This is a genomic window from Streptomyces sp. L500, assembly GCF_054551825.1.
Map to the genome: position 1 here is coordinate 102,236 of NZ_JBTOLC010000007.1, position 16,083 is coordinate 118,318.

The window sequence follows — 16,083 nt, forward strand, 5'->3', positions numbered from 1 at the left end:
ACACCCCGTGCGAAGGGATCTCCACTACGCTGATCCCACCGAGCGCACCGGAGGGCAGGATGGAGCCCAACACACTGCTCGACGCCGTCCTCGACGAAGCGGGAATCTCCCATGCGAGTCTCGCCGCGCACATCAACGCGGCGGGCCGGGCCCGGGGACTGGCGTTGCGTTACGAACACACCGCCGTCGCCCGCTGGCTGAAGGGCCAGCGGCCCCGCGGCCAGGTGCCGGACCTGATCTGCGAGGTCCTCGGCGAGCGGCTGCGCCGCGCGCTGACCCTCGACGACATCGGCCTGGCCACCCCCGGCGCCCCCCGGGCCCCCGGCACCCCGCTGTCCGGCTTCGTCGACCGCGCCACCGCCCTGTGGCGCTCCGACGAGCAGCAGCGCGAGCACGTCGTCCGGGCCCCCGCCGTCACCGGCACCCCCGCCGTCATCCCCGTGTGGGAGTGGGAGAACCCGCCCGAGGACGCCGACGTCTCCCGGCGCGGGCTCACCCGCGTCTCGATGGCCGACATCGAGATGCTCCGCGCGGCCCGCGCCCACTACGAGCAGATGTACCGCAAGGCGGGCGGCGTGGCGACGCGCGCCCGGGTCGTCGGTTTCCTCAACGCCGAGGCCGCGCCCCTGCTGCGCGGCGGCTACTCCGACGCCATGGGCCGTCAGCTGCACCGGGCCACCGGGGGGCTGGTGGCCGTCGCGGGGATCTGCGCCTACGACTCGGACGCCCACGGCCTGGCCCAGCGCTACTTCCACCAGGCCCTGCGGCTCGCGAAGGCCAGCAACGACCGTGGCCTGGGCGCCTACGTGATCGCCCTCCTCGTCAACCAGTCGCTCTTCATGGGGGAGTACCGGCAGGCCGTCGCCTTCGCGGAGTCCGCGGTGCGGGCCGCCGGCCGGGACCTCACCCCGGCGCTCGCCGCCGACCTCTACGCCATGCAGGCCAAGGCCTACGCCCGGCTCGGGGACGGCCAGGGGGCGCTGGGCTGCATCCGGCGCGCCGAGGCGGCGGCCGAGCGCATCCACCGGGGCCTGGAGCCCGCCGAGACCGGCTATGTCCAGCCCGGACTGGTGAACGTACAGGTGGCGGAGGCCCTGCTGAGCCTCGGCGACCTCGGGCCCGCCCGTGAGCACGCGGACCGGGCCGTCGACACCCCCGCCCACGACCGGGGCCGTGTCCACCGGCTCGCCATGCTCACGCACATCGAGCTGCGTCAGGGAGACGCGGACAAGGCGGTGGCCACCGCGCGGGAGATGACCGAGCAGGCGAGAGGCATGGAATCGCAGCGCTTACGGGACCGGCTCCGTGCGGTGCGCGAGCACCTGATCGAAAGTGGGTGCGCGGCCACGGCCGAGGCCGCCGAGATGATCGACGGGGCGCTGCGCGTGCCGTTGTGAGAGAGGTCGCCAGGACGGCGCCCGGGAGGTGGCCACCTCGGCGGAAGGTGGCAGAACGTGCGTTGGAAGAATCTCAGGGAGCTGACCGTCTACGAGAACCGCTGGTTCCAGGTCAATCTCGCGGACGTCGAACTCCCCGACGGACGTCATCTCGACCATTTCCTCATCCGGTTGCGGCCCGTCGCCGTGGCCACCGTGGTCAACGCGGCCAATGAGGTTTTGCTGCTGTGGCGGCACCGTTTCATCACCGACAACTGGGGCTGGGAGCTGGCGGCCGGGGTCGTCGAGGACGGCGAGGACATCGCCGTCGCCGCGGCCCGGGAGATGGAGGAGGAGACCGGCTGGCGGCCGGGCCCGCTCAGGCATCTGATGACCGTCGAGCCGTCCAACGGGCTCACCGACGCCCGGCACCACATCTACTGGACGGACGAGGCCGAGTACATCGGCGACCCCGAGGACGGCTTCGAGTCGGACCGCCGTGAGTGGGTGCCGCTCAAGGTGGTGCCGGACCTGATCGCACGGGGCGAGGTCCCGGCCGCCAACATGGCCGCCGCGCTGCTCCTGCTGCACCACATGCGGCTGGGCTGACGGACGCCCCGTAGGGGCGCGAGGCTGTTCTCGATATGCGGCTCCGCCGCGTGAGCGCGACCAGCCCAGGACGGCCCGCGGTCGCGAGACCGCGGTTCCGCCCCGGCGCTGGCGCGTCACCGCCCGGCCAGGGCCTGCCACACCGCGAGAGCCAGCGCAGCGACCCCCGTGAGGGCGGCGAGCGAGGGCAGCGGCCAGCGGCCGTGCTCCAGGGCCCGCACCCGCTCGGCGACTTCGGCGAGATCCCGCTCCGCCTGTTCGCTGCGCTGGCAGAGCAGGGCGAGACGGCCGTCGATGCGGACGACGCCGACGTCGAGGCTCCGGCGGAGCTCCGCGAGCTCCGCCGGAGTGGTGGCGGTGCGCTCGGGATGGATGGTCACGGTCCGTACCCCATTTCGAGAAGACACTGTCGGTGCGACGATCCGAGTCAATCGCGCGGACAGGCGGGGCGGGAGCGTGTGCGGAGGGTGTTCGCGGGTCACCGGCGCACACCCCGTGTGAAGGCGGGGCGGGCGCCGGTGGTCACGGTCAGTAGGTGTAGAAGCCGGAGCCCGTCTTGCGGCCCAGCCGGCCCGCGTCGACCATCCGCTGGAGCAGCGGGGGAGCGGCGTACAGGGGCTCCTTGTACTCCGCGTACATGCTGTCGGCCACGGAGGCGACGGTGTCCAGGCCGATGAGGTCGGAGAGCCTGAGGGGGCCCATGGGGTGGGCGCAGCCCAGCTCCATGCCGTTGTCGATGTCCTCGCGGCTGGCCATGCCGGACTCGAACATCCGGATGGCGGAGAGGAGATAGGGGATGAGGAGGGCGTTGACCACGAACCCGGAGCGGTCCTGGGCGCGGATGGCGTGCTTGCCGAGCACCTTGCCGACCAGGGCCTCGGCGCGCCGGATGGTCTCGTCGCTCGTGGTGAGCGCGGGGATCAGCTCGACGAGCTGCTGCACCGGGGCCGGGTTGAAGAAGTGGATGCCGATGACCCGGTCGGGGCGGGAGGTGGCGACGGCCAGCTTCACCAGCGGGATGGAGGAGGTGTTGGAGGCCAGGATGGCGTCCGGGCGGGTCACGACCTGGTCGAGGACCTGGAAGATCTCCGTCTTGACCTGCTCCTTCTCCACGACGGCCTCGATCACCAGATCGCGGTCGGCGAATTCGCCGAGGTCGGTGGTGAAGCTCAGCCGGGCCAGGGTGGCGTCGCGCTCCGCTTCGGTGATCTTGCCGCGTTCGGCGGCCTTGCCGAGGGAGTTGGTCAGCCGGGTGCGGCCCAGCTCCAGCGCCTCGCCGGTGGTCTCCGCGACCTTGACGTCCAGTCCGGCCCTGGCGCACACCTCCGCGATGCCCGCGCCCATCTGGCCGCAGCCCACCACTCCGACGCGTTCGATGTCGGTCACCACATCGTGCCTTTCGCTGATCTTCGGTCGACCGGCGGAGGGCCGAAGGTCATCCGGCTGCCGCCCTGGGAAAGACGTTACTCCGCGCGGGGCGGTGGCGAGCGGGCCGGGGCGGGCATGCTCTGCGTGAAGGGTGTGACTCACGCGACAGCACCGGAAGAAGGAGCATCCGCATATGGGGCGTTTGACGCGAAGAGGGTTCACCGTGACCGCCGCGAGCGCCATGGCGGCGCTGCTGACCACGACGGGCGAGGCGGGAGCGGTGGACGCCGCGCGGGGCGGTGGCGAGCGGGCGGGCCGGACCCAGGGGCGGGAGCTGCGGGGGATGTGGGTCGCGACCGTCGTCAACATCGACTGGCCCTCGCGCCCCGGGCTGCCCCCGGAGCGGCAACGGGCCGAGCTGCTGGCCCTGTTCGACGCGGCGGTGGCCCGGCGGCTGAACACCGTGATCCTGCAGATCCGCCCGACGGCCGATGCCTTCTGGCCCTCGCGCTTCGAGCCGTGGTCGGAATATCTGACCGGTGTTCAGGGCCGGTCACCCGGCTGGGATCCGCTGGCCTTCGCCGTGCGCGAGGCCCACAAGCGCCGTCTGGAGCTGCACGGTTGGTTCAATCCGTACCGCGTCGCCAACCACACCGATCCCGGCCGGCTCGTGCCCACCCATCCCGCGCGGATCCACCCCGAGTGGGCGCTGCCCTACGGCGGGAAGCTCTACTACAACCCCGGGCTGCCCGAGGTCCGCCGGTTCGTCCAGGACGCCCTGCTCGACGCCGTCTGGCGCTACGACCTCGACGGCGTGCACTTCGACGACTATTTCTACCCCTACCCCGTGGCCGGCCAGGTCTTCGACGACACGGCCGCCTACGAGCGGTACGGCGCCGGCTTCCCCGACCGGGCCGCCTGGCGGCGCGACAACATCGACCGCCTGGTGCGGGAGACGGGCGAGCGGATCAAGCGCCGCAAACCCCATGTGCGCTTCGGGATCAGCCCGTTCGCCGTCTGGCGCAACCGGACCACCGACCCCCGGGGCTCGGACACCAAGGCCGGGGTGCAGACCTACGACGACCTCCACGCCGACACCCTCGGCTGGGTCCGCCGGCAGTGGATCGACTACATCGTGCCGCAGTGCTACTGGCACATCGGCTTCGCGGCCGCCGACTACGCCACGCTGGTGCCCTGGTGGGCGGAGGCCGTGCGCGGCACGAACGTCCAGCTCTACATCGGCGAGGCCCTCTACCGGGCGGGCGACCCCACGCAGCCCGCGCCCTGGCAGGACCCGGCCGAGCTCTCCCGGCACGTCGCGCTCGGCCGCCGCCACCCGGAGGTGCGCGGCAATGTCTACTTCTCGGCGCGGAACGTCGTCGCCGACCGCATCGGGGCGATGGCGCGCGTGGTGAAGGACCACTACCCCCACCGCGCGCGCCCGCCGCGCTAGTACTGCTCGCCGGTCTTGTGATGGGACACGACGGAGTCGGGGCCGGGGGACATGATCGTCTCGTGCCCCCTGTCGTCCCTCACCCGGTAGGGCGGGTTGCCCTTGGGGCCCAGGACCTCCACGATCTCCACGGTGTGGTCGTGCTGCCCGACGACCCTGCCGTGCACGACCAGCCGGTCGCCCTTCTTCGCTTCCATTGACGTGACCACCCTTCGCCGGGGACGGGACAGGTGCAGCACTCCGGGAATAGTCCCAGCCTAAGGTGACCGGCGGTATAGGGCGCGTTCAGGAATGGCCGGTGCCGCCCGCCGCGTCGGCCACGGCGTCCCGCAGCCACCGGTGGGCCGGATCGGTGTCCACGCGCACGTGCCAGGCCATGCCCAGGGCGACCGGCGGCAGGGGCAGCGGGATCTCCCGGACCACCAGCGGCACGGTCTCGGCGACATGGGCGGCGACCGCCGCGCCCACCAGCGCCAGCGCGTCGGAGCGCAGCGCCAGGAAGCACGCCGTGACGTGCGACGGCACCGTCGTGAGGATCCGGCGGGCCAGCCCGAGCTCGGCGAGCCGCTCGTCGACGACGCTGTGGAAGAGCCCCCGCCGGGTGACCGTGATGTGGGGGAGCGCCGCGAACCGCTCGGCGGTCAGCTCTTCGGCCGCGTGGGGGGCGTCGGCCCGGCAGACCGCGACGTGGTCCTGCGCCGGCAGCGGACGGCTGCGCACGTCGTGGGGGAGCTCGGGCAGCTGCCCGATGTCCAGGTCGACGCGGTCGCGCAGGTCGGCGGGGTCCTCGTCGCCCTCGGGGAGGATCCGCAGCTGGATGCCGGGCGCCTCCCGGGCCACGCGGGCGGTGAGCGGCGGGCCGAGGACGACGGCGGAGGCGTCGTTGGTGCGCAGGGTGAACCGCCGCTCCACGGTCGCGATGTCGATCTCCGGCGAGGGCCGCAGCGCGGCCAGCGCCCCGGCGAGGGCCGCCTCGACCGACGGCCGCAGCTCCCGCGCCCGGGGCGTGAGGGTCAGCCCGCGCCCGGCCGGGACCAGCAGCGGATCGCCCAGCACCCGCCGCAGCCGGCCCAGGGTGCGGCTCATCGCCGACGCCGAGACGTTCATCCGGGCGGCGGCGCCCGTCACGCTCCCTTCCCGCAGTAGCGCGTCCAGGGCGGGGAGGAGATTCATGTCGGGCAACCGCATGAGCGCCATCGTCGCAGGCGGACTTATGGAAGTCCGGTGCGGTACCGCGCCCCGAAGGGGCGCGGGGCAGTGTCGATATGCGGCTACCGCCGCGTGGGCGCGACCAGCGGAGCGCTCAGGGCGCTGCCGTGAAGACCAGCGACGCGTTGTGCCCGCCGAAGCCGAACGAGTTCGTGAGCGCGGCCGTCAGCGCGCCCCGGCGGGGGCCGCCCGCGACGACGTCGAGCCGCACCTCCGGGTCGAGGGTGTCGAGGTTCGCGGTGGCGGGGACGACGCCGTCGCGGACGGCGAGGATCGCGGCGAGCGCGCCGACCGCCCCGGCGGCGCCGAAGAGGTGCCCCGTCATCGACTTGGTCGCCGTGACGGACGGGTGGAGCCCGATGGCCTCGGTGACCGACCGCGCCTCGACCAGGTCGCCCAGGGGAGTGGACGTCGCGTGGGCGTGGACGTGCTCGACGTCCAGCGGGGACAGCCCCGCCGAGGCCAGTGCCAGCCGCATCGCGCGGACCTGGCCCTCGGGGTGGGCGGCCGTGATGTGGTGGGCGTCCGAGGTGACCCCGGCCCCGGCGAGCCGCGCGTGGGCGCGGGCCGCGCGGGCGGCGGCGAACTCCGCGCGCTCCAGGACGACCACGGCCGCGCCCTCGCCGATGACGAACCCGTCGCGGTCGGCGTCGAAGGGACGGGACGCCAGGGCGGGCGCCTCGTTGCGGGTCGAGTGGGCCCTGGCCTGGGCGAACCCGGCGATGGGCAGCGGGGCGATGCAGGCCTCCGTGCCACCGGCGACCACCACGTCGGCCCGGCCGAGCCGGATCAGGTCCAGGCCCATGGCGATGGCCTCGGCGCCGGACGCGCAGGCGCTGACCGGCGTGTGGGCCCCACCCTTGGCGCCCAGCTCGATGCTGACCCAGGCGGCGGGCCCGTTGGCCATCAGCATGGGGACGGTGTGCGGGGAGACCCGCCGGACACCGGAGGCCTCCAGCACGTCGTCCTGCCCGAGCAGCGTCAGCGCGCCGCCCGTGCCCGTACCGATCACCACGGCCAGCCGCTCCGGGTCGACCTCGGGCCGGCCCGCGTCCGCCCACGCCTCCCGGGCGGCGACGAGCGCGATCTGCTCGCAGCGGTCCATCCGCCGGGCCTGCACCCGGTCCAGGACCTCGGTCGGCTCCGACTTGAGCCGCCCGGCGATCCGCACGGGCAGCCCGGCCGCCCACTCCTCCTCGATCGCCCCGATCCCCGACTCCCCGGCCAGCATCGCGGCCCAGGTCGACGCGACATCCCCGCCGAGCGGCGTGGTCGCTCCCAGCCCGGTGACCACCACATCCCTGACATCGCTGCTCATGGACAACCCCCTTTGTAGTGGAGACACAACTCGCCGCTCCGGAAGCGAGCGACGAATGATCAACTCACTGGCTACTCTTCCAGGGGTTTCGCGGTCGTCCGGATGCCGTGAGCCACGGAGTCGGGTTCGGGGGATTTGTAGGTTCCGGTGATTTACTCCCTGCCCGCGAGCTTGCGGTGGACCTGCCACTCGGGGGCGAGGACCGCCCAGATCTGCTTGTCGTGGCGGGTGCCGTCGAAGGGCCAGGACTCGCGCCGCACGCCTTCGAGCGTCATCCCGAGCCGTACGGCCACCGCCGAGCTCCGGTCGTTGTCGGCCCGGCAGTGCCACTCGGCGCGGTGCATCCCCCGGGTGGTGAAGGCCCAGTCCAGCAGGGCTTGGCACGCCTCGGTGATCAGGCCCAGCCCCTCGGCGGCCGGCTCCAGCCAGCAGCCGACCTCGCAGGAGCCCAGGGCCGCGTCGAAGTCCGTGAACATCACGCCGCCGACCAGCGTGCCGTCGAGCCAGATGCCGTAGAGACGGGCGCCGTCGGCGGCCTGCCGCTCGGCGTAGCGGCGCAGCGTGCCCCGCGCCCCCTCCAGGTCGTCGGTGACGAACGCCGGCCCGACCCACGGCCGGATGTGCTCGCGGGCCCGGTCCATGTGGGCCGCGAACTCCTCGGCGTGCCATATCTCAAGCGGGCGGAGGGAGAGGAGGGCGTCGTTCCGCAGAGCAAGGGAGAACATGGTGACCCCATTCGCACAACAAGCGTTATGGATATGTACGGTGGCAGCATGCCACGTACCAAGGGAGATCACGAAGCCCGGCGCCGCGAGGTCTCGGAGGCGGTCTGGCGGGTGCTGGCCGCGCACGGCTTCGGTGGGCTGACCCTGCGCGCCGTCGCCGCCGAGCTCGGCGCCACCACCGGCCTGCTCACCCACTACTTCCCCGCCAAGCGCGACCTGGTCGCCTACGCCCTCGACCTGCTCGCCGAGCGCACCGCCGCCCGCCCCCGGCGTGCGGCGGGCGAGGGCCTGTCCGCCGTGCGGGCCGCCCTGCTCGACATCCTTCCGCTGACGGCCGAGGCCACCGCGAGCAACCGGATCTGGGTCTCGTCCTGGGACACCGCGCTCGCCGACCCCGCCCTGAGCGACGACTACGGCCGGAAGTACGCCCGCAGCCGCGAGAAGCTGAGCGACCTGGTCGCGACGGCCCAGCGCCTCGGCGAGCTGCCCCCCGGGGACCCGGAGCGCGTCGCGGCCGGCGCCCAGTCCTTCGTGCTCGGCCTGGTGGTGCAGGCCCTCTTCAGCCCCACGGCCTTCCCGCCCGAGCGGCAGGCCGAGCTCCTCGACGACTATCTGGCGGCGCTGGGCTGACCCCGTCCACGGGTGAGCCCCGCTTCCGCGCGACCCCATTGCATAGAACTGCAGCTATCCGTATAGTCATGCCATCACCAAGGAGGCGTCGATGGCGGCGATACACGCGGCAGTGGCCGGAGCGAGCGGATACGCGGGCGGCGAAGTGCTGCGCCTGCTGCTGGGCCACCCCGAGGTCCGTATCGGCGCGCTGACCGGGAACTCCAACGCCGGGGCGCGGCTCGGCGGCCTTCAGCCGCATCTGCCGCAGCTCGCGGACCGGGTGCTGCTGCCGACGGGGACCGAGGCCCTCGCCGGGCACGACGTCGTCTTCCTGGCCCTGCCGCACGGGCAGTCCGCCGCCGTCGCCGCCGAGCTCGGCGAGGACGTCCTCGTCGTCGACTGCGGCGCCGACTTCCGGCTGAAGGACGCGGCCGCGTGGGAGCGCTTCTACGGCTCGTCCCACGCGGGCACCTGGCCCTACGGGCTGCCGGAACTGCCCGGCGCGCGGGACGCGCTGCGCGGCGCCAAGCGGATCGCCGTGCCGGGCTGCTACCCCACCGCCGTCTCCCTCGCGCTCTTCCCCGCGTACGCCGCCGGGCTGGCCGGGCCCGAGGCCGTGATCGTCGCCGCGTCCGGCACCTCCGGCGCCGGCAAGGCCGCCAAGCCGCATCTGCTGGGCAGCGAGGTGATGGGCGCCATGAGCCCGTACGGCGTCGGCGGCGGCCACCGGCACACCCCGGAGATGGTCCAGAACCTCTCCGCCGCCGCCGGCGAGCCCGTCACGGTGTCCTTCACCCCGACCCTCGCCCCCATGCCGCGCGGCATCCTCGCCACGTGCAGCGCCAAGGCCCGGCCGGGCGTCACGGCGGACGCCGTGCGCGCCGCCTACGAGAAGGCCTTCGCCGGCGAGCCGTTCGCCCGGCTCCTGCCCGAGGGGCAGTGGCCCTCGACCGCGTCCGTCCTCGGCTCCAACACCGCCCTCGTGCAGGTGGCCCTCGACGAGGCGGCGGGCCGGATCGTCGCGATCAGCGCCATCGACAACCTCGCCAAGGGCACGGCCGGCGGCGCCGTGCAGAGCATGAACATCGCCCTCGGGCTGCCCGAGGAGCTGGGCCTGCCCGCCACGGGGGTGGCGCCATGACGCTCCGGCGCGCGGTAGCCACCGCGCTCGCCCGGCTCGCACCCTGCGAGCGCCCCCGGCCCGGCCACCGCCGGGCCTGCACCCAGGACCAGAAGACGACGACGGCAGCCATCACGGCCATCAAGGAGAAGCAGTGAGCGTCACAGCGGCGAAGGGATTCACGGCGGCGGGCATCGCCGCCGGGATCAAGGACAGCGGACAGCCCGACCTGGCCCTCGTGGTCAACCAGGGCCCCCGCCTGGCCGCAGCGGGCGTCTTCACCGCCAACCGCGTCAAGGCCGCCCCCGTCCTGTGGTCCCAGCAGGTCCTCAAGGGAGGTCAGGTCTCCGCCGTCGTCCTCAACTCCGGGGGCGCCAACGCCTGCACCGGGCCGGAGGGCTTCCAGGACACCCACGCCACCGCCGAGAAGGCCGCCCAGGCGCTCGGGCACAGCGCCGCCGAGATCGCCATCGCCTCCACCGGCCTGATCGGCGTCCGGCTCCCGATGGACGAGCTGCTGTCCGGCATCGACAAGGCCGCCGCCGAACTCTCCCCGCACGGCGGCGAGAAGGCCGCCATCGCCATCAAGACCACGGACACCGTCCACAAGACGGCCGTGGCCGAGGGCGACGGCTGGACCGTCGGCGGCATGGCCAAGGGCGCGGGCATGCTCGCCCCCGGCCTCGCCACCATGCTCGTCGTCCTCACCACCGACGCCGACGTCGACGCCGCCGGCCTCGACACCGCGTTGCGCTCCGCCACCCGGACCACCTTCGACCGCGTCGACTCCGACGGCTGCATGTCCACCAACGACACCGTGCTGCTGCTGGCCTCCGGCGCCTCGGGTGTCACGCCCGGGCAGGACGCCTTCGCCGAGGCCGTGCGGGCCGTCTGCGACGACCTCGCCCGGCAGCTCATCGGCGACGCCGAGGGCGCCAGCAAGGACATCCGCATCGAGGTGATCAACGCCGCCACGGAGGACGACGCCGTCGAGGTCGGCCGGTCCATCGCCCGCAACAACCTCCTCAAGTGCGCCCTCCACGGCGAGGACCCCAACTGGGGCCGGGTGCTCTCCGCCATCGGCACCACCTCCGCCGCCTTCGACCCCGACAAGCTCAACGTCGCCATCAACGACGTCTGGGTCTGCCGCGACGGCTCCGTCGGCGACGACCGCGACCTCGTCGACATGCGGTACCGGGAGGTCCGCATCACCGCCGACCTGTCCGCCGGCTCCGAGACCGCGATCATCTGGGCCAACGACCTCACCGCCGACTACGTCCACGAGAACAGCGCGTACTCCTCATGACCACGGACAGCGGCACCACGGCCGCCACCACGACCGTCACCATGGACGCCGGCGCGGGCGGCACCCGTCGGCACACCGCCCTGCCCAAGGCCCGCACCCTCGTCGAGGCCCTGCCCTGGCTGACGCGCCATCACGGCAAGACCGTCGTCGTGAAGTTCGGCGGCAACGCCATGGTCGACGACGAGCTCAAGGCCGCCTTCGCCCAGGACGTCGTCTTCCTGCGGCACGCCGGCCTCAAGCCCGTCGTCGTCCACGGCGGCGGACCGCAGATCAGCGCCCAGCTCGACCGGATGGGCATCACCTCGGAGTTCAAGGCCGGACTGAGGGTCACCACGCCCGAAGCCATGGACGTCGTCCGGATGGTCCTCGCCGGGCAGGTGCAGCGCGAACTCGTCGGCCTGCTCAACCAACACGGCCCGCTGGCCGTCGGCCTCACCGGCGAGGACGCCCACCTGATGACCGCCACCAAGCACTACGCCGACATCGACGGCGAGCGTGTGGACCTCGGGCGGGTCGGCGAGATCACCGCGATCGACCCGGGCGCCGTCCAGGCCCTGCTCGACGACGGCCGCGTCCCCGTCGTCTCCTCGATCGCCCGCAGCGCCGACGACGGTCACGTCTACAACGTCAACGCCGACACCGCCGCCGCCGCGCTCGCCGTGGCGCTCGGCGCCGAGACGCTGATGGTCCTCACCGACGTCGAGGGCCTCTACGAGGACTGGCCGCACAGCGACGAGGTCATCAGCCGGCTCACCGCGAGCGAGCTGGAGCGGCTGCTGCCCGAACTGGCCAGCGGCATGGTGCCCAAGATGGAGGGCTGCCTGTACGCCGTCCGCAACGGCGTCACCACCGCGCGGGTGATAGACGGCCGCGTCCAGCACTCGATCCTGCTGGAGATCTTCACGGACGAAGGCATCGGCACCATGGTCGTGCCGGACCCGGAGGGGGAGTCATGACGACCAACGCGGACCTCACCCGGCGCTGGCAGGGCGCCCTGATGGACAACTACGGCACGCCCGCGCTCCCGCTCGTGCGCGGCGAGGGCCCGTACGTCTGGGACGCCGACGGCAAGCGCTACCTGGACTTCGTCGGCGGCATCGCCGTCAACGCCCTCGGCCACGCCCACCCGGCCGTCGTCCGGGCCGTCTCGGACCAGATCGCCACCCTCGGCCACGTCTCCAACCTGTTCACCGCCGAGCCGACCGTCCAGCTCGCCGAGCGGCTGCTCGAACTCGCCGGCCGCCCCGGACGGGTCTACTTCGCCAACTCCGGCGCGGAGGCCGTCGAGGCCGCGTTCAAGATCGGACGGCGGACGGGCCGGCCGCACATGGTGGCCGCCCGGGGCGGCTTCCACGGCCGCACCATGGGCGCCCTCGCCCTCACCGGCCAGCCCGCCAAGCAGGAACCGTTCCTTCCGCTGCCGGGCGACGTCACCCACGTTCCGTACGGGGACGTGGAGGCGCTGCGCGCGGCCGTCACCACCGACACCGCGATGGTCGTCCTGGAGCCCGTCCAGGGCGAGAGCGGCGTCGTCGTGCCCCCGGCGGGCTATCTGGCCGCCGCCCGGGAGATCACCCGCGCGGCCGGGGCCCTGCTGGTCCTGGACGAGATCCAGACAGGTATCGGTCGCACCGGACACTGGTTCGAGCACCAGGCGCAGGGCGTCGAGCCGGACGTCGTCACCCTCGCCAAGGGCCTCGGCGGCGGGTTGCCCATCGGGGCGACCCTGGCCTTCGGGCCCGCCGCCGAGCTGCTGACGCCTGGTCAGCACGGCTCCACCTTCGGCGGCAACCCCGTCGCCTGCGCCGCCGCGCTCGCCGTCCTGGAGACCCTGGAGAGCGACGGGATCCTCGGCCGGGTCAAGCGCGTGGGGGCCCTGCTGAGTGACGGGATCGCCGCGCTCGGCCACCCGCTCGTCGACCACGTCCGTGGGACCGGCCTGCTGCTGGGTATTGTCCTTGGCGAGCCCCTCGCACCGAAGGTGCGGCAGGCGGCCCAGGAAGCCGGCCTGCTGGTGAACGCGGTCGCACCCGACGTGGTGCGGCTGGCCCCTCCGCTGATCATCACCGAGGATGATGCGGAGACGTTCCTCCGGACGCTGCCCGGCGTCCTGGACGCCGTCGCCGACGGGGCCCACGGGGAACGACGATCCGGAGACTGACGAAGAAGATGACCGAGGCGCAGGAGACCGAGCCGGTTCACGGCGGACAGGCCGTGCCGCAGACCCGCACCGCACGCCACCGCCGCATCGTGGACATCCTCAGCCGGCAGGCCGTCCGTTCCCAGAGCCAGCTCGCCAAGCTGCTCGCCGACGACGGGCTCTCCGTCACCCAGGCGACGCTCTCCCGCGACCTCGACGAGCTCGGCGCCGTCAAGATCCGCAACACCGGCGGGGAGCTGATCTACGCGGTGCCCGGCGAGGGCGGCGACCGCACCCCGCGAGCCCCCCTCGGGGAGTCCGCCTCGGAGGCCCGGATGGGCCGGCTCGCCGGCGAGCTGCTGATCTCGGCCGAGGCCTCCGCCAACCTGGTCGTCCTGCGGACGCCGCCGGGCGCGGCCCAGTTCTTCGCCTCGGCGATCGACCAGGCGGGCGTCCACGAGATCATCGGCACCATCGCCGGTGACGACACCGTCCTGCTGATCAGCCGCGACCCGAGCGGCGGCCAGGCCCTGGCGGACCACCTGCTGAGGCTGGCGCAGAAGGAACGCTGACGCTCCGCTGAGGGGACGCCCTGAAGGGGCGCGGGGCAGTGTCGATATGCGGCTTCCGCCGCGTGGGCGCGACAAGCCCCCACCGGCCCGCAGAGTGATACCACGCTCAACTCCCCCCGTCGAGAGACGGACCCGAACTCCCGGGAAACCGCACGGCGGTAGACGCCGTGACGGCATCCTGCGCCGGAGGAACGTCCTCTCGACGAAGGGAGCGTGCCGAGTGACCGGCGACGACCTCACGCTGTGCATCATCGGTGCCGGACCGCGCGGCCTGTCGGTACTGGAACGGCTGTGCGCCAACGCCCGCGCGGCCGCCGCGGCCGGCGGGCCGCCGCGGGCCGTGGCCGTCCACCTCGTCGACCCCGGGCGCCCCGGCTCCGGCGGAGTCTGGCGCACCGGACAGTCGCGCCACCTGCTGATGAACACCGTGGCATCGCAGATCACCATGTTCACCGACGCCAGCGTGCGCATATCGGGGCCGCTCGAACCGGGGCCCAGCCTCTACGCCTGGGCGCGCTCCCGCCCCCACGCGGACGCGGCGGTCCGCGCCGAGGCCCGGCGGCTGGGCCCCGACTCGTACCCCACCCGGGCCTTCTACGGCCACTACCTGGAGTGGGTCTTCCGGCGCGTGGTGCGCCGCGCCCCCACGGGCGTCTCCGTCCACGTCCACCGCGCCCGCGCCGTCGCGCTGGACGACGCCGAGGACCGCGCGCGGCAGACCGTACGGCTCGACGACGGCACCGTCCTCGCCCGCCTGGACGCCGTCGTCCTCTGCCAGGGCCACTTACCCGCGCGCCCGACGGACGCCGAAGCGGCCCTCGCCGCCCACGCGGGCGCCCACGGCCTGCGCTACGTCCCGCCCGCCAACCCGGCCGACGTCGACCTCTCCACCGTCCGACCGGGGGAGAGCGTGCTGTTACGCGGCCTCGGCCTGACCTTCTTCGACCACGTCGCCCTGCTCACGGAGGGCCGGGGCGGCACCTTCCGGAGAACCGGCGGCTCCCTCGTCTACCGCCCCTCGGGCCGGGAGCCCCTCCTCCACGCGGGTTCCAGGCGCGGCGTCCCGTACCACGCCCGGGGCGAGAACGAGAAGGGCGCCCACGGCCGCCACCGCCCCCGGCTGCTCACCCCGCTCACCCTCGCCCGGCTGCGCGACCGCGTCGACGCCGGCCGGCGCCTCGACTTCCGCGCCGACCTCTGGCCCCTGATCGCCAAGGAGGCCGAGTGCGTCTACTACGAGGCGCTCCTGCGCCGCCGGGGGACGGGGGAGGGCGAGCTCGCGGAGTTCACGGACCGCTACCTCACCGCCCCGCGCGGGGTGCCGGAACGGGACGTCCTCGCCCGGTACGGCATCGGGCCCGCCGACCGCTGGGATTGGGATCGCGTCGCCCGGCCCTGCGCGGACCTGCGCTTCGCGGGCCCCGACGAGCTGCGGACCTGGCTGCTGGACCGGCTGGCCCGCGACGTGGCCGAGGCCCGCGCGGGCAATGTCAGCGGCCCCCTCAAGGCGGCCCTCGACGTCCTGCGCGACCTGCGCAACGAGATCCGGCACCTGGTCGACCACGCCGGGCTGCACGGCGACTCCCACCGCGACGACCTCGACGGCTGGTACACCCCGCTCAACGCCTTCCTGTCCATCGGCCCGCCCGCCCACCGGATCGAGCAGATGGCGGCGCTGATCGAGGCGGGGATCCTGAGTGTCGTGGGGCCGGGGGCGCGGGTGCGGACGGAAGCGGGGGCGTTCGTCCTGGAGTCGGACGTGCCGGGCGCGGGGGCGCGCGGCCGGGTCCTGATCGACGCCCGGCTGCCGGAGCCCGACCTGGCCCGCGCGGCCGACCCCCTGCTGCGGCACCTGCTCACCACGGGCGGGTGCCGGGCCCATCGCGTGCCCCGCGGCGACGGCACCGACTACGTCACGGGCGGCCTCGCCGTCACCGGCCGCCCGTACCGCCTCCTCGACGCGACGGGCGTTCCCCACCCGTGCCGCTTCGCCCTGGGGGTGCCCACGGAGTCCGTCCACTGGGTCACGGCGGCGGGCATCCGCCCGGGCGTGGACTCGGTGACGCTGGGGGACTGCGACGCGGTGGCCCGGGCGGTGCTGGATATGAAAGAAGCCTCTGATCTGCGGTTTCCCGCTGATCAGAGGCTTCTTCACACCGTCGGGACGACAGGATTTGAACCTGCGACCCCTTGACCCCCAGTCAAGTGCGCTACCAAGCTGCGCCACGTCCCGGTGTCGTGTCCCTCCGGGCTTTTCTTCCCGGTGGGGCGTGCA

General features: G+C 73.6%; 17 protein-coding genes and 1 tRNA gene. 11 read left to right on the forward strand and 7 right to left on the reverse strand.

Features of this window, described 5'->3' with window-relative positions:
* The first annotated feature begins 59 nt into the window (after nucleotides 1–59).
* Both ACX9I7_RS10075 and ACX9I7_RS10080 read left to right on the forward strand, forming a co-directional pair.
* On the forward strand, nucleotides 60–1,397 hold the full coding sequence (locus tag ACX9I7_RS10075) for a tetratricopeptide repeat protein (RefSeq protein ID WP_126913394.1): 1,338 nt from the start codon (nucleotides 60–62) through the stop codon (nucleotides 1,395–1,397).
* 57 nt (nucleotides 1,398–1,454) lie between these two features.
* On the forward strand, nucleotides 1,455–1,985 hold the full coding sequence (locus ACX9I7_RS10080; protein ID WP_387576475.1) for an NUDIX hydrolase: 531 nt from the start codon (nucleotides 1,455–1,457) through the stop codon (nucleotides 1,983–1,985).
* Nucleotides 1,986–2,101: 116 nt separating this feature from the next.
* Here the strand turns inward: ACX9I7_RS10080 and ACX9I7_RS10085 are convergent, their stop codons facing one another.
* Complete coding sequence (locus ACX9I7_RS10085) at nucleotides 2,102–2,365, reverse strand: ADP-ribosylation factor GTPase-activating family protein (RefSeq protein WP_358622328.1); 264 nt, start codon at nucleotides 2,363–2,365, stop codon at nucleotides 2,102–2,104.
* A gap of 148 nt (nucleotides 2,366–2,513) precedes the next feature.
* Nucleotides 2,514–3,371: a 3-hydroxybutyryl-CoA dehydrogenase gene (locus tag ACX9I7_RS10090; protein ID WP_387576473.1), complete on the reverse strand. Its 858-nt coding sequence runs from the start codon at nucleotides 3,369–3,371 to the stop codon at nucleotides 2,514–2,516.
* A 175-nt stretch (nucleotides 3,372–3,546) separates the two neighbouring features.
* On the opposite strand from ACX9I7_RS10090, the gene ACX9I7_RS10095 reads away from it, so the two are divergent.
* Nucleotides 3,547–4,806, forward strand: a complete 1,260-nt coding sequence (locus tag ACX9I7_RS10095; protein ID WP_387576471.1) for a glycoside hydrolase family 10 protein — start codon at nucleotides 3,547–3,549, stop codon at nucleotides 4,804–4,806.
* Here ACX9I7_RS10095 and ACX9I7_RS10100 read toward each other — a convergent pair.
* The 4 genes from ACX9I7_RS10100 to ACX9I7_RS10115 all read right to left on the reverse strand — a co-directional run bounded on the left by ACX9I7_RS10100 (nucleotide 4,803) and on the right by ACX9I7_RS10115 (nucleotide 8,058).
* Entirely contained in the window at nucleotides 4,803–5,003 is a 201-nt protein-coding gene (locus tag ACX9I7_RS10100) for a DUF1918 domain-containing protein (protein ID WP_387576469.1), read from the reverse strand. The genes ACX9I7_RS10095 and ACX9I7_RS10100 overlap by 4 nt on opposite strands.
* An 88-nt stretch (nucleotides 5,004–5,091) precedes the next feature.
* Complete coding sequence (locus ACX9I7_RS10105; RefSeq protein WP_387576467.1) at nucleotides 5,092–5,994, reverse strand: LysR family transcriptional regulator; 903 nt, start codon at nucleotides 5,992–5,994, stop codon at nucleotides 5,092–5,094.
* A 115-nt stretch (nucleotides 5,995–6,109) separates the two neighbouring features.
* Nucleotides 6,110–7,333, reverse strand: coding sequence for a beta-ketoacyl-[acyl-carrier-protein] synthase family protein (locus tag ACX9I7_RS10110; RefSeq protein WP_459387113.1), 1,224 nt, complete (start codon nucleotides 7,331–7,333; stop codon nucleotides 6,110–6,112).
* Between the two features lie 152 nt (nucleotides 7,334–7,485).
* Nucleotides 7,486–8,058, reverse strand: a complete 573-nt coding sequence (locus ACX9I7_RS10115; RefSeq protein ID WP_459387114.1) for a GNAT family N-acetyltransferase — start codon at nucleotides 8,056–8,058, stop codon at nucleotides 7,486–7,488.
* Nucleotides 8,059–8,106: 48 nt separating this feature from the next.
* Between ACX9I7_RS10115 and ACX9I7_RS10120 the strand changes: the two genes are divergently transcribed.
* The 8 genes from ACX9I7_RS10120 to ACX9I7_RS10155 all read left to right on the forward strand — a co-directional run bounded on the left by ACX9I7_RS10120 (nucleotide 8,107) and on the right by ACX9I7_RS10155 (nucleotide 16,002).
* The gene (locus ACX9I7_RS10120) at nucleotides 8,107–8,688 is read left to right on the forward strand and encodes a TetR/AcrR family transcriptional regulator (RefSeq protein ID WP_387576461.1); all 582 of its coding nucleotides are present in this window, start codon (nucleotides 8,107–8,109) and stop codon (nucleotides 8,686–8,688) included.
* Between the two features lie 91 nt (nucleotides 8,689–8,779).
* The gene (argC, locus tag ACX9I7_RS10125; protein WP_459387115.1) at nucleotides 8,780–9,811 is read left to right on the forward strand and encodes an N-acetyl-gamma-glutamyl-phosphate reductase; all 1,032 of its coding nucleotides are present in this window, start codon (nucleotides 8,780–8,782) and stop codon (nucleotides 9,809–9,811) included.
* Nucleotides 9,808–9,948, forward strand: coding sequence for a hypothetical protein (locus ACX9I7_RS10130; protein WP_459387116.1), 141 nt, complete (start codon nucleotides 9,808–9,810; stop codon nucleotides 9,946–9,948). The genes argC and ACX9I7_RS10130 overlap by 4 nt, the downstream gene beginning before the upstream one ends.
* Nucleotides 9,945–11,096 carry a bifunctional glutamate N-acetyltransferase/amino-acid acetyltransferase ArgJ gene (gene argJ, locus ACX9I7_RS10135; RefSeq protein WP_387576456.1) on the forward strand — a complete coding sequence of 384 codons (1,152 nt, stop codon included), beginning with the start codon at nucleotides 9,945–9,947 and terminating at the stop codon, nucleotides 11,094–11,096. Before ACX9I7_RS10130 ends, argJ begins: the two co-directional genes overlap by 4 nt.
* A 41-nt stretch (nucleotides 11,097–11,137) precedes the next feature.
* Nucleotides 11,138–12,052 (forward strand): acetylglutamate kinase, encoded by a 915-nt coding sequence (gene argB, locus ACX9I7_RS10140; protein ID WP_387576509.1) that lies wholly within the window; start codon nucleotides 11,138–11,140, stop codon nucleotides 12,050–12,052.
* A complete protein-coding gene (locus ACX9I7_RS10145; RefSeq protein ID WP_387576454.1) occupies nucleotides 12,049–13,257 on the forward strand; it encodes an acetylornithine transaminase in 1,209 nt (402 codons plus the stop codon). Before argB ends, ACX9I7_RS10145 begins: the two co-directional genes overlap by 4 nt.
* 8 nt (nucleotides 13,258–13,265) lie before the next feature.
* Entirely contained in the window at nucleotides 13,266–13,808 is a 543-nt protein-coding gene (locus ACX9I7_RS10150; protein WP_358622357.1) for an arginine repressor, read from the forward strand.
* A gap of 220 nt (nucleotides 13,809–14,028) precedes the next feature.
* A complete protein-coding gene (locus ACX9I7_RS10155) occupies nucleotides 14,029–16,002 on the forward strand; it encodes an FAD/NAD(P)-binding protein (protein ID WP_459387117.1) in 1,974 nt (657 codons plus the stop codon).
* Here ACX9I7_RS10155 and ACX9I7_RS10160 read toward each other — a convergent pair.
* A tRNA-Pro gene (locus ACX9I7_RS10160) sits at nucleotides 15,968–16,041 on the reverse strand. The genes ACX9I7_RS10155 and ACX9I7_RS10160 overlap by 35 nt on opposite strands.
* Nucleotides 16,042–16,083 lie beyond the last annotated feature (42 nt).

Coding starts and splice junctions, on each gene's coding strand:
- ACX9I7_RS10075 (WP_126913394.1), top strand. CDS start 60: ATGGAGCCCAACACACTGCTCGACGCCGTCCTCGACGAAGCGGGAATC.
- ACX9I7_RS10095 (WP_387576471.1), top strand. CDS start 3,547: ATGGGGCGTTTGACGCGAAGAGGGTTCACCGTGACCGCCGCGAGCGCC.
- ACX9I7_RS10100 (WP_387576469.1), bottom strand. CDS start 5,003: ATGGAAGCGAAGAAGGGCGACCGGCTGGTCGTGCACGGCAGGGTCGTC.
- ACX9I7_RS10105 (WP_387576467.1), bottom strand. CDS start 5,994: ATGCGGTTGCCCGACATGAATCTCCTCCCCGCCCTGGACGCGCTACTG.
- ACX9I7_RS10110 (WP_459387113.1), bottom strand. CDS start 7,333: ATGAGCAGCGATGTCAGGGATGTGGTGGTCACCGGGCTGGGAGCGACC.
- ACX9I7_RS10115 (WP_459387114.1), bottom strand. CDS start 8,058: ATGTTCTCCCTTGCTCTGCGGAACGACGCCCTCCTCTCCCTCCGCCCG.
- ACX9I7_RS10120 (WP_387576461.1), top strand. CDS start 8,107: ATGCCACGTACCAAGGGAGATCACGAAGCCCGGCGCCGCGAGGTCTCG.
- argC (WP_459387115.1), top strand. CDS start 8,780: ATGGCGGCGATACACGCGGCAGTGGCCGGAGCGAGCGGATACGCGGGC.
- ACX9I7_RS10130 (WP_459387116.1), top strand. CDS start 9,808: ATGACGCTCCGGCGCGCGGTAGCCACCGCGCTCGCCCGGCTCGCACCC.
- argB (WP_387576509.1), top strand. CDS start 11,138: ATGGACGCCGGCGCGGGCGGCACCCGTCGGCACACCGCCCTGCCCAAG.
- ACX9I7_RS10145 (WP_387576454.1), top strand. CDS start 12,049: ATGACGACCAACGCGGACCTCACCCGGCGCTGGCAGGGCGCCCTGATG.
- ACX9I7_RS10150 (WP_358622357.1), top strand. CDS start 13,266: ATGACCGAGGCGCAGGAGACCGAGCCGGTTCACGGCGGACAGGCCGTG.